Source organism: Endozoicomonas sp. SESOKO3, assembly GCF_024606255.1.
The window spans coordinates 1-11653 of the sequence record NZ_JAHHPR010000660.1; the positions used below are offsets into that span (position 1 = coordinate 1).

The 11653-nt window shown below is 48.3% G+C and carries 11 protein-coding genes; 5 read left to right on the top strand and 6 right to left on the bottom strand.

Annotation, left to right across the window (positions count from 1 at the left end):
• Positions 1–393: 393 nt before the first annotated feature.
• From KDK18_RS11555 to KDK18_RS11565, 3 genes are all read right to left on the bottom strand, one after another.
• Complete coding sequence (locus KDK18_RS11555) at positions 394–978, bottom strand: 5-formyltetrahydrofolate cyclo-ligase (RefSeq protein ID WP_257255057.1); 585 nt, start codon at positions 976–978, stop codon at positions 394–396.
• A 165-nt stretch (positions 979–1143) separates the two neighbouring features.
• On the bottom strand, positions 1144–1761 hold the full coding sequence (ssb, locus tag KDK18_RS11560; protein WP_306670750.1) for a single-stranded DNA-binding protein: 618 nt from the start codon (positions 1759–1761) through the stop codon (positions 1144–1146).
• A gap of 91 nt (positions 1762–1852) precedes the next feature.
• Positions 1853–3193, bottom strand: coding sequence for an MFS transporter (locus KDK18_RS11565; protein WP_257255058.1), 1341 nt, complete (start codon positions 3191–3193; stop codon positions 1853–1855).
• Positions 3194–3433: 240 nt separating this feature from the next.
• Here KDK18_RS11565 and KDK18_RS11570 point away from each other — a divergent pair, with 240 nt between their 5' ends.
• Positions 3434–4459 carry a hypothetical protein gene (locus tag KDK18_RS11570; RefSeq protein ID WP_257255059.1) on the top strand — a complete coding sequence of 342 codons (1026 nt, stop codon included), beginning with the start codon at positions 3434–3436 and terminating at the stop codon, positions 4457–4459.
• Here the strand turns inward: KDK18_RS11570 and KDK18_RS11575 are convergent.
• Positions 4446–5213 carry an SDR family NAD(P)-dependent oxidoreductase gene (locus KDK18_RS11575; protein WP_257255060.1) on the bottom strand — a complete coding sequence of 256 codons (768 nt, stop codon included), beginning with the start codon at positions 5211–5213 and terminating at the stop codon, positions 4446–4448. The genes KDK18_RS11570 and KDK18_RS11575 overlap by 14 nt on opposite strands.
• 13 nt (positions 5214–5226) lie before the next feature.
• A complete protein-coding gene (locus KDK18_RS11580) occupies positions 5227–5931 on the bottom strand; it encodes a TSUP family transporter (RefSeq protein WP_257255061.1) in 705 nt (234 codons plus the stop codon).
• A 217-nt stretch (positions 5932–6148) separates the two neighbouring features.
• On the opposite strand from KDK18_RS11580, the gene KDK18_RS11585 reads away from it, so the two are divergent.
• Positions 6149–7462: an aspartate aminotransferase family protein gene (locus KDK18_RS11585; protein ID WP_257255062.1), complete on the top strand. Its 1314-nt coding sequence runs from the start codon at positions 6149–6151 to the stop codon at positions 7460–7462.
• A gap of 63 nt (positions 7463–7525) precedes the next feature.
• Here the strand turns inward: KDK18_RS11585 and KDK18_RS11590 are convergent, their stop codons facing one another.
• A complete protein-coding gene (locus KDK18_RS11590) occupies positions 7526–9046 on the bottom strand; it encodes a PLP-dependent aminotransferase family protein (RefSeq protein WP_257255063.1) in 1521 nt (506 codons plus the stop codon).
• A 165-nt stretch (positions 9047–9211) separates the two neighbouring features.
• Between KDK18_RS11590 and KDK18_RS11595 the strand changes: the two genes are divergently transcribed.
• The 3 genes from KDK18_RS11595 to KDK18_RS11605 all read left to right on the top strand — a co-directional run bounded on the left by KDK18_RS11595 (position 9212) and on the right by KDK18_RS11605 (position 11506).
• Complete coding sequence (locus tag KDK18_RS11595) at positions 9212–10075, top strand: transporter substrate-binding domain-containing protein (protein WP_257255064.1); 864 nt, start codon at positions 9212–9214, stop codon at positions 10073–10075.
• Positions 10076–10183: 108 nt separating this feature from the next.
• Positions 10184–10825 carry an amino acid ABC transporter permease gene (locus KDK18_RS11600; protein WP_257255065.1) on the top strand — a complete coding sequence of 214 codons (642 nt, stop codon included), beginning with the start codon at positions 10184–10186 and terminating at the stop codon, positions 10823–10825.
• Positions 10826–10840: 15 nt separating this feature from the next.
• Positions 10841–11506, top strand: coding sequence for an amino acid ABC transporter permease (locus KDK18_RS11605; protein ID WP_257255066.1), 666 nt, complete (start codon positions 10841–10843; stop codon positions 11504–11506).
• The last annotated feature ends 147 nt before the right edge of the window (positions 11507–11653 follow it).

Consider the following 11653-nt stretch of genomic DNA (forward strand, 5'->3'; position numbering starts at 1 on the left):
AGCTATTTGACGAAGAAGCAGGAATTTTTAGACCAATTTATTGCAACCGCAGTAGGACAGCCTTAAGTCCGACAGGCTGCTAGAAACGACCACTGACTTTTAACATCTTGCAGTTAACCCTTCTTTGTGCGAAATTCTCCAACGTTTAACAAAAAAGCAACGATAGCTATAGCTCAAGAAGAGCAGTTTGTGATGGTAAACCCATGACTGACTGCTTTAGATCATGAGACTACTGCAATAATAATTAATACAATGTGGAGCTCTGAAGAAAATGGTTGGCTCAAAACCCGATGCAATCAGCCTTTTATTAGCGGTGTTTACAATCGCTGTATTAACAACAGCAGCGACTTCGATCCTGATCTGACAAGCTGACAGTGTAAGCCAGGGACTGGCTTACTGACTTTTTTCACCGTATAACTGTTTTTCTGTTGCCACACCTTTCATGGGAATATCCCAGTCTGCCACAGGAATTGCACTGACTTTCTGACACTCATGTGCTAACCCTATCAGTATCGGTTTACTGCGTTTTCCCAGAAATGCAAAAGTCCGGTCGTAATAACCCGCTCCCATACCGAGGCGATTGCCCTCTTCATCAAAACCAGTGAGTGGCATGAGTACCAGATCCAGAGCTTCCGCCTTAACGGTTTTCTCAAGATCCAGTTCCGGTTCAGCAATTCCGTAACGGTTCTCTACCATTCGGGTATTAGGTCTGTAGAGCTGGAAATACATCTTGTCAGGGTCTTCCTGATCCAGAACCGGAAGATAGCAGAATTTATCTTGCTCCCAGATCGTCCGGGCAATAAATCCGGGATCAATTTCACCATCATTAGCCAGATACAGCGCGATATGCTGACTGTGTCGAAAAACCTCACTGCTACATACGACAGAGGATAGTTTCCTTGCAGCAGCAAGCTGCTGTTCAGCCGACAGGGATTGACGATTGTTACGTAACTGCTTGCGCAGGCTGGCTCGATCCATCTGAGATGACACCCGACATTGTTCTATTCGATTAATATTGTCCACTGCTGGAAGAGAATAAACAATGAGAGAAATGGACAAAGTCTTTAAGAAATCGGCGATTTCTTCCCCAGATAATCAAAAGGCCGCTGATTTCAGCGGCCTTTTGCAATACCCGGTTCCTGCTTAGAACGGAATATCATCATCAAAGTCGTCAAAGCCACCAGCCGTTGCAGCCTGAGGCTGTTGCTGAGGCTGCTGCTGTTGAGCAGGACGCTGTTGAGGCTGATGTTGTAGAGGTTGATGTTGTTGCTGTGGTGCCGCTGCGGGCGCTTGCTGTTGCATCGGCTGTTGGGGTGCACTGTATTGCTGCGGTGCGGGCTGCTGAGAGGCTGGCTGTTGTGTAGCCCTTGGCTGAAACTCACCACCACTGGCAGGCATCCCCATTCCGTCCTGGCGGCTATCCAGCATTTGGAGCTGGCCACTGAAGCCATCAACAACAACCTCTGTCGTGTACTTATCCTGACCGGACTGGTCCTGCCACTTACGGGTTTGCAGCTTACCTTCGATGTAAACCTTGGAACCCTTGCGCAGGTATTGCTGAGCAATTTCAGCCAGCTTTCCGAAAATGACCACCCTGTGCCATTCGGTTTTTTCCTGAGGCTGGCCGGTGTTACGATCTTTCCAGGACTCACTGGTCGCCACGCTCAGGTTAGCTACAGCGCTGCCATTTGGGGTAAAACGGACATCCGGATCATTGCCCAGGTTGCCGATCAGAATGACCTTATTAACACCACGTGCCATCAGTTTCTCCAGTAATTTTTAACATAAACCGTTTTCACTCCCAACAGGAATAAAAACAGGTTTCTGGTTGTAGCTTTCTCATTCATTTATGTCAACACTCACCGTATTGGCGCAGCGCGGCCATATCCACTATTTTTCTGTCCACCTTCAGATAGGCGGTTCTCTCACTATCCAGGACGGTCACTTCCTCAACCCCGGGAATAATGGCCAGCTCCCTGCCAATGGCACGGGCATCCAGGCTCATGGACGAGTCGAGGGCCATCACCATACTGCTGACATAACGAGGTTGTTTCATGGTAACAGACAATAACCACCAGAGTGCAGTAGGGATTGCACAAACCATCATGACACCAGTCGCACCCCAGTACTGAAACGCCAACCCACCAAGACTGCCGCCCAGGGCCGCCCCCAGAAACTGGCTGGTTGAGTATACGCCCATAGAGGTTCCCCGAGTGCCTGCGGACGACAATTTACTGACCAGAGAAGGTAGTGTAGCTTCCAGAAAATTAAATGCCGCAAAAAACAGGAATATTCCCAGCAGTACACTTTCGACACGCCACATGCCGGCAATGGCTGCCAGCAACACAGTGACCGCACCTACAAAGCACTGTTTCAGGCGACGTTTGGCTTCACTGAAAATAATCACCGGTACGATCATGACAAAGGAGACCGAGAGTGCCACTACGTATATCCAACCGTGTTTTTCCCGGGCCATCCCCAGGATATCTTCCAACATTTGAGGCAAAAACACGAACAGGGCCATCAGGGTGAAATGCAGGGTAAAGATACCGGCCATCAACCTGAGCATTTCCGGATTGCCTACGACATTGCCTACGTCTTTTATACTGACTTTGGTGTTCAGATCAGTACGGGTCACCACTGGAGTTGGTACCATAAACAATAGAATTAGAATGCTTAAGCCCGCCATCACAGCATTACTGCCAAACAACCCCTCCAGCCCCCACCAGCTGGCGAATAGAGGGCCTAATAGCATCGCGATGCAGAATGAGAATCCGATACTGATACCAAATACCGCCATGGCCCGGGTACGGTATTGCTCGCGGGTCAAATCGGCCAGAAGTGCCGTGACGGCTCCGGATACCGCACCAGAACCTTGAAGAATCCGGCCAAAAATGACTCCGTAAATAGAGTCCGCCTGAGCGGCGACGAGACTACCCAGCATAAAGATCATCATACCGGCTATAATCACCGGCTTGCGCCCGAACCGGTCTGACATCCAGCCAAAGGGGATTTGCAGTGCTGCCTGGGTTAATCCATAAGCACCGATAGCAAAACCGGCCAGAGCCGGGGTGGCCCCTTGCAGGTCTTCGGAATAAAGGACCAGAACAGGCAGTACCATAAAGAGGCCAAACATCCTGAATACAAACACCAAAGACAGTGAGACCGTTGATTTCAGTTCCTGCGGAGACATTCCTGACTTCTTATATAACATTGCAAGCGGCTTATATTATCAGGAAAAGCTGTTGAAGTAAGGCACCGTGGGAAGACATTATGCCCGCTGGACTTGCGCCAAAAAAACCTTCCATATACCAACACTTTCCGGCCAATCAGCTATTTTTATTCCTTCCAGAGTAATCATGAAAAAGAAGTTTGCCTATCCCGGGGCAGGCGCATAATTACCCCAGGGAATAAACACAGAGGATTGATCAGCATGACATATCCTGTCCGATACGCCACTTATGTGAGGCTTTTCATGGTGGCAGTGCTTGCCACCACACTCGTGACTCCCACGTCGTCAGAAGCCCATTATGACCGTTATCACCGCCATCGTGATTGTGACCGCTCCGTATTTATTTCCGGTACAGTGCTTTTTGTGGGAGCTTTACTCTTGTATATCGAAATTTCGTCCTGGAATCGTTCAGGCAATACAGAGGATGCTGATACTCAGGAACACACATTGCAATTACCCGTCATCACCTACAAAAAAGAGGCAGCGTTAAAAAACCTTCACTCCGTAGGTATCAGGCTTGCTCCTGCGATAGACCGGAAATGCAAAATACTCGAATTAAAAGGTACCCGCAAGCAACTGAATACCCAAATCGAAGCAGTTATCTGTGACCCCATCTCACGAGTCAAAGGCGTGAATCGGGCTCTTTTAAGTGATATCCAAAAACAATGCCACGTCTGGTTCAGCAGAAACAGAATGGTATTTCCCCATGAAGTCAGTGGTTTTGATCTTAAAGAAGCCTTTAATGTTGTGCTTCCTGAACTGGTATACCGAGCTAAAATTCTGACCCTGTCCACCTATCAGGTATCACTGAATAACGATCATAAAAAGGACGCCACAGAAGATATGAGTTACTTCAGCATAACTATGAGCGGCTTCCAACCCAACGAGCACTTTAAAACCTGTTATCACTATCCAAGGAGTGCCGGAATGAACCCTCCCATGATGGACTCTAATGGCGAACTGGTTTTTAAACTGCCAAAACAGGGCGTTACTCATCTGCATCAGGACGGACACGCCGAGTACATCCTGGCAACCCACCTGTCGGTCAACCAGGCTAACATCGCTTACGCCTGGAAGCTGGGCGCTCCCTGGCCACCGCTGCCCGCGCCGGTCAGATTAACAGCAGCAGCCGGGGAGATTATGCCCATTCACGTTATTGATCAAGAACAAACAAACGAAAGTACCCGTCTTCAGGTTAAGGGAGAGAGGAGTATCACTGGTGACTGAACTCATCGCGGTCGATAGCAAATGGAGACCAGGCCTGACGTGTTGGCATCACCTCAACACGGTTAATGTTGATGTGCTCCGGCAAAGTTGCAATATAAAACATTTGCCCGGCAATATCTTCGGAGCTCAGAGGTGTGGTGCCACGGTATAAGTTATCTGATGCCTCCTGGTTTCCTTTGGTGCGCACCAGTGTGAATTCCGTCTCTGCAATGCCTGGCGATAGATCAGTAACACGTACCCCCGTCCCCTGCAGATCGCACCTCAGGTTGTAGCTGAATTGCTTAACAAATGCCTTACTGGCACCATAAACATGGCTTCCCGGATAAGGCCATTGACCTGCTATTGAGCCCACATTGATGATGGTAGCACCGGCCCCGGTCCTGATTAAGGCAGGCAAGAGTGCGTGTGTGACATTGACCAAACCGGTAACGTTGGTATCTATCATGGTGTGCCAGTCATCAAGATCAACCTCGGGGGCGCCCTGAGGCGCCAGTGCCAGACCTGCATTGTTAACCAGGGCTGTAACCTCTGAAAATTCTTCTGGCAAGGACTCTACTGCTTTAATCACGGCTTCTGAATCCCGCACATCCAGTTGCATCACATGCACTGGAACACCCAGAGTCTCTCTGAGATCCAAAAGCCTTTCTAAACGACGTCCCGATAAAACCAGCGACCACCCCTCTTTTGCGAATTTTTGTGCGGCAGCTTTACCAAAACCGGAGGTTGCGCCGGTAATAAATGCAACTTTCTTCATAATGATTTCCTTGTTAAATCATAATTGTGAGCAGTGCCAACATCATCAAAATGGGCGCTACCGTGTTTTTAGGTGATGAACCCGGGTATAAATCGAACAATTTTTTTCCCAACAGACTGCCCAGCATGGCAACGGGAAAGAGAAGCAAGCTGAACTGAATAGACTGGGCCGAGACAGCATCGACGAAGAGCAATCCCAGCAGAGATACCGCCGAACTCAAGATAAAAAACAGTATCGCCGTAGCTCTTATTTCATTTGCCTTTAACGATAGGTTTAAGAGATACAACACCAGTGGCGGGCCACCCGCTGAAGCCGTGGTCATCCCAAACCCTGACACTGCACCGGCGAGCAAGGCGTAGCGATGGTTAAGCCATGTCAACCGCAGATCAAACAGGATCAAAGCACCGGCAATCAATGAGAAACCTGCAATCATCATCTTTAGTTCATCTGCCGAGATGGCGGAGATAAACAAAAGCGAAACAGGTATTGCACCTAACATGCCCAATGTGAGCATGGTCAGCAGACGTCGATTAACCTGCGTCCTGATTCCTGATAACAGACAGAGACTACTGAGCAGATCAAGTGTCAGAGCAATCGCAATTGCATCAAATGGGGAATACACAAGGCTTAGACACAAGGCAGCAATAATGGCAAAGCCAAAGCCACTGTAGCCCCTTACTAATCCGGCAAAAAAAACAAATACCGTTGCTAAGCCCATTATCCATTCCATTACGTACTGCGAGTTGATGCCATCAATGTAATGAGCCCGGAGCCTATCCTATAGAGCCAGTTTTTCAGATTGTCTGAGTCAGTAGCGCCACCCCGTACCCTGACACAAGGCTTTTTTTAAACTGTCCCTACATCCTCTTTCATGTTTCTCGCCAAGATAGCGGCAAAACACAAACGAAGGCTCAATACTCCGCAGGAGAATGAAAATGGATGTATTTGAAACAAATGTATCAAATCAGCACGTCATAGACTTGGATAAACACGTATTCCATTCCTGGTCTGTACAAGATTCAGCAGCACCAATAGCTATTGCCGGTGCACAAGGATGTAACCTGTGGGACTTCGAAGGGAAGCAGTATCTGGATTTTAGTAGCCAGTTAGTCAACACCAATATTGGCCACCAACACCCAAAAGTTATTGATGCCATCAAGGCACAGGCTGAGTCCCTGGTGACCATAGCGCCAGCAACAGCTAACCTTGCCCGGGGTGAAGCAGCCAAACGCATACTGGATAAAGCACCCGGTAATTTTAACAAGGTGTTTTTTACCAATGCAGGCGCTGATGCCAATGAAAATGCGATTCGCATGGCAAGACAATTTACCGGTCGTGACAAGGTGCTCTCTGCCTACCGCTCATACCACGGCAATACCGGCTCAGCTATCGCTGCCACAGGCGACTTTCGCCGCGTACCTAATGAATACAGCCGCGGGCATGTGCACTTTTTTAACCCTTATTTCTACCGCACTGAGTTCAACGCAAAGACTCAGGAAGAAGAGTGTAAACGAGCCCTGCAGCACCTTAAACGAGTGATTGAATGTGAAGGACCCGATTCCATTGCGGCTATTCTTCTGGAGACAATCCCCGGCACAGCCGGTTTCCTGCTGCCACCGGAAGGCTACTTGAAAGGGGTTAGAGACCTGGCCACCGAGCATGGTATACAGCTGATCTTCGACGAAGTAATGGTTGGATTCGGTCGCACTGGCCGTTGGTTTGCCTTTGAGCACTTTAACGTTATCCCGGATCTGGTCACCTTCGCTAAAGGGGTTAACTCAGGCTATGTCCCTGCTGGCGGCGTTGTCGTAAGCGAGCCGATCTCGGAGTATTTCAAGAGCAACTTCTTTATGGGCGGCCTCACTTATTCGGGCCATCCACTGGCAATGTCTGCTATTGTCGCAACCCTGGATGCGATGGAAGAAGAAGGCATTGTTCGCTACGCCGATGAGGTAGGAAACACGGTTCTGGGACCCGCACTGATCGATCTGATGGAAAAGCACAATAGCATAGGAGACATTCGCGGCAAGGGCATGTTCTGGGCCCTGGAGCTGGTCGAGGACAGAACAACACGAGAGCCTTTAAGTAATGAGAAAATGGCTTCCCTTAAAGCCAAACTAACCGACAAGGGCCTTCTTTCTTTTATAGTGAACAACCGTATTCACGTAGCACCACCTCTTATTGTTAAACCCAATGAGATTGCTCAGGGTGTAGCCATTATTAGCCAGGTACTCTCGGATTTTGATTAAACATTAGTAATAAAGACGCCAGGGCAGTTGTCCTGGCGTTGGTGCCTCCAAAGATCGAAAATGTTAGCCCTCCAGAGCTCTTGCCAGTTGTTCAACCCCTGGGGTAATAAGCGCTTTATCAATGGCATGAAAGCCGAGTCTGAAAAAAGTATTGATTTCGGGGTTGGCTTGTTGCTGCCCCATAAAATGTGAATATCCTGTCTCTATCAGAACCCCGCGTTGAGAAGCTCTGGACGCCAGTCGTTGACTGCTTATTTGGTTGGGTGTTTCTAACCACAAGGCATTGCAATAATTGCCCATGGCCAGTCGCTTACAATCCGGAAGATAGTGCTCAACCGCTTGATTAATCTCGTGCCAGCGTTGGCGGGTGTTGTCTTTGAAGCGCCGCAGGAAGCTGTCGTAGTAGCCCTGTGAAATAAAGTGCGCCATTTCCATTTGCACCCGGCTGGGCGGGTGGCGATACATTAAGCGACGCAGTGTGCGCAACTCATAGATCAACTCTTCCGGGGCAACGATATAACCGAGGCGAAGCCCGGGTGCCAATGTCTTGGAAAAACTACTGACGTAGACAACACGGTTGTTCTTATCCAATGCTTTCAGTGCAGGTAAGGGGTCCCACTCAGAGTTGCTGTCTGAGTCGTAATCATCCTCAATAATGATGGCGTCGTTTTTTTGCGCTAAATGTAAAAGGTCACACCGGCGTTGTTTACTCATAGTCACCCCCGTTGGAGCCTGATGACTCGGTGTAACATAGAAATAATCACAGATGGATGACAGTTCGTTCAGCACCAGTCCGTCCTGATCGACGGTGTGCGGATGAAGCTGAGCCCGGGCCAAACTAAAAATATTGTTAGCTTCTTTATAACCAGGGTTTTCCACCCCTACTCGAGTGTGTTTATCCATCAACATCTTGGACAGCAAATACAGGGCGTTCTGCGAGCCAACCGTAATTAGAATCTCATCGCTCTTGGCGTGAATGCCTCGCTGAGGAAGTACCCGGGTCCGGATCTGCTCTACCAATAGCTCCACATCCTTATCGACTTTGTCACACAGCCAACTATGATCTTTCGGGTCCGCAATCACCTTACGAGTAGATTCCCGCCATTGCGCCAGAGGGAAATCATTAATGCTCGGTTGCCCATAAATAAAAGGATATTGATAACAGCTCCAGTGTGAGGGTTTCACTATACGAGGGAAAGCGTCAGTAGAAACCTTGAGTCGTCGGCTCCAGTTTGCTGCATTAGCGGGGTTATCTGCCTCAAAATGGTTCAACTCTTGTTCCACCTCTTCAAGTCTGGAGGAGTATTTTTCCGACAGATAATAACCACTTCTTGGCTTACTTATAAGATAACCGTCGTCTGATAAGCCTTCATAGACCAGTGACACGGTATTGCGTGAGACCTTCAATTGACTTGAAAGCTTGCGGCAGGAAGGTAGCGCCTCATCAGCAGAGAAGACACCTTCAAGTATTGCCTTAACCAGGTACTCTCTTACCTGCTCCTGCAAACTTCTCTTCGAATCAAACTCAATGAAACAGCTGTAATTTATCCCCATGGAGTAAACCTTTTGGATATTTTTATTCATTGCATTCGATTGACTCCAGCAAGAAGCAAGCCAATATACTAAATTAGTCGTATTAACTTTATTTTCTACCAGCTGTCCCAATCAGCCCGGTAAATTGGCTCTAACCCATTCATCTTTCTCATCTCTAAAGTGAAGGCGTTCACAAATCACAGCAAGTAACAAATTATGAGACATGGAATAAAACTTAGAAAATGGGTAGCCGTTGCCGCAGCAACGATGTCTTTAGGCATGTCCAGTGTGATTGTTGCCGATGAGTCGCCATCTTTCGCCAGCAAGGGGATAAAGGTAGCGACAGAGGATAACTATTCTCCGTTCAACTTTATCGATAAAGGCAAGCCGACCGGAATCAATAAAGATCTTCTGGATGAACTTCGCGACTACTCTGACTTCAAAGTAAAACAAGAGATTCTGCCCTGGACAGGCCTTCTGGCATCCGTTTCGGCAGGTCAGTATGACCTTGCCCTCACGGGTGCCATCATCACTGACGCTCGTCTGAAAGTATTCGATTTCACTCCACCCATCGCCTCCGCACAGCACTATTTCGTTGCCCGCGCAAAAGACGACAGCATCAATACCATCGCGGATCTGGATGGGAAAAGAGTTGGCTTACAGGCAGGCAGTGCCCTGTTGGAAAGACTTCCTGAGTTAAAAACCATGCTTGAAGCACAAGGCAAGAAACTGGGTAAAGTGGTTGAATATCAATCCTACCCTGAAGCCTACGCCGATCTGGCTAATGGTCGCATCGATTACGTGATTAACAGTATCGTGAATATAAATGAGCTGGTAAAAACCAAGCCCGGGGTATTCAAGAAAGGTGAAGCTGTATCCGGCCCTGGCTTTGTCAGTTGGCCTGTCCCGAAAGACAGTCCTGAACTGCTGGCCTACCTGACCGACTTCTTTGCACACCTGAAAGAGACTGGTCGCATGGCTGAATTGCAAGAGAAATGGTTCGGTGAATCCTTTGATGAACTGCCAGCCAACGCCATCGTCTCCGTTGAACAGTATCAAAAATTGACTGCAGTACAATAAACCACTCGTCATAGTTCAGTGACGGCCAGGACTCAAATACGACTACTCCCGGGAGCCTGGTCTTACCTAAAAAACAACGTTAATACTACTGCAGACAGGTAGGTGTATATGGATTACTACGGATGGATGCAATTGCTTCAGGGAGCATGGACCACTGCATGGATATCAATGGTATCCATCGCACTCGGAGTGGTTATCGGACTCGTGATAGCGCTCATTCGAATGGCAAAATTACCGATTATCGATCAGATATTAGGTGTCTATGTCAGTTGGGCCAGAGCCACACCACTGGTCACATTAGCCTTGTTCATCTTCCTCTCTTTCCCATCGTTTGGCATCAATCTCGATAAACACTTCTCGGCCATCCTGTGTTTAACACTGAATACTTCGGCATTTAATGCCGAGATCTGGAGAAATGCATTCCTCAACTTCTCTAGCGGACAGAAAGAGGCTGCCGAAGCCCTGGGTATGCGACGAATGACCTACTTCAGACGCATCATGTTCCCTCAAATGGTGGTCATGAGCCTGCCCGCACTGGTCAACGAGATGTCTTTCCTGATCAAAGGCAGCCCGGCGATTGCCGTCATTGGCGTGGTTGACCTGACTCGCGTTACCAACCGAATCGCAGCAGTCACTTATGAACCTCTCCTTCCTATCCTCTGCGCTGGCATTCTTTACATGTGCATCATAGGCGTGCTGATCAAATTACAACAGATGGCCGAGAGAAAGGCTAACTATCTGGCTGGCTGACAATAAGGAGTAGTTATGACTGAATGGGAAATAATCTGGCAGCAAAGAGAGATCTTTATCTCGGGTTTTGGTAATACCTTTGCACTATTTTTTGCCGGGTCAATCGCAAGTTTCATTCTGGGTGTGACCCTGCTCTACACTCTCGAAAATGGCTCGAAAGGTGTTAAAGGTAGCGTGATTCTGGTCATCAACATGATGCGCACCCTGCCCTTCCTGATTCTGGCTTACCTGTTGTACTATGGTTTACCCCAGGCCGGTATCCGCATGGATGCCTTTACCGCGGGCCTGATCTCCCTGAGCCTTTATCATGGCACCTATTTTTGTGAGATTTTCAGAGGCATTCGCAAGGGATTAGACTCAGGCCAGATGGAAGCGGCCCAGGCTTGTGGCTTCTCCAGGTTCAAGACCTTTACCCGCATCATCATACCCAATGTGTTGTTGAGATCCTTGCCGCTCATTGCCAATCAGCTGATCATCTGCCTGAAAGACACTGCCTTTCTATGCATTATTACTGTCGGCGAGATCACAGCGGCAGCTAACAGTATTCAATCAACCTACTTCATCCCGCTTAACGCATTTATTGTGGCTATCGCTCTGTATTGGATTATCAGTATCGCCATTGAACAGGTCAGCAAAATCACACTTAATAAAGTTCAGGATAGAGGGCTAAGCCATGCTTAATGAAAAGATTCACACCGGGCCAGTTGAAACCCCGAAAACCGTTCAAGAAACGGCACCTGTTGTAGAACTGCCTGTCCAATATCCAAAATCAGAATCGAATGCCCAGGATATTGTCAAGGTGGTGAACCTATCCAAACAGTTTGACGG

Excerpts from the sequence above, each read along its gene's own strand:
- KDK18_RS11600 (WP_257255065.1), top strand. The coding sequence starts at position 10,184 with ATGGATTACTACGGATGGATGCAATTGCTTCAGGGAGCATGGACCACT.
- KDK18_RS11590 (WP_257255063.1), bottom strand. The coding sequence starts at position 9,046 with ATGAATAAAAATATCCAAAAGGTTTACTCCATGGGGATAAATTACAGC.
- KDK18_RS11570 (WP_257255059.1), top strand. The coding sequence starts at position 3,434 with ATGACATATCCTGTCCGATACGCCACTTATGTGAGGCTTTTCATGGTG.
- KDK18_RS11555 (WP_257255057.1), bottom strand. The coding sequence starts at position 978 with ATGGATCGAGCCAGCCTGCGCAAGCAGTTACGTAACAATCGTCAATCC.
- KDK18_RS11595 (WP_257255064.1), top strand. The coding sequence starts at position 9,212 with ATGAGACATGGAATAAAACTTAGAAAATGGGTAGCCGTTGCCGCAGCA.
- ssb (WP_306670750.1), bottom strand. The coding sequence starts at position 1,761 with ATGGCACGTGGTGTTAATAAGGTCATTCTGATCGGCAACCTGGGCAAT.
- KDK18_RS11585 (WP_257255062.1), top strand. The coding sequence starts at position 6,149 with ATGGATGTATTTGAAACAAATGTATCAAATCAGCACGTCATAGACTTG.
- KDK18_RS11565 (WP_257255058.1), bottom strand. The coding sequence starts at position 3,193 with ATGTCTCCGCAGGAACTGAAATCAACGGTCTCACTGTCTTTGGTGTTT.
- KDK18_RS11580 (WP_257255061.1), bottom strand. The coding sequence starts at position 5,931 with ATGGGCTTAGCAACGGTATTTGTTTTTTTTGCCGGATTAGTAAGGGGC.
- KDK18_RS11605 (WP_257255066.1), top strand. The coding sequence starts at position 10,841 with ATGACTGAATGGGAAATAATCTGGCAGCAAAGAGAGATCTTTATCTCG.
- KDK18_RS11575 (WP_257255060.1), bottom strand. The coding sequence starts at position 5,213 with ATGAAGAAAGTTGCATTTATTACCGGCGCAACCTCCGGTTTTGGTAAA.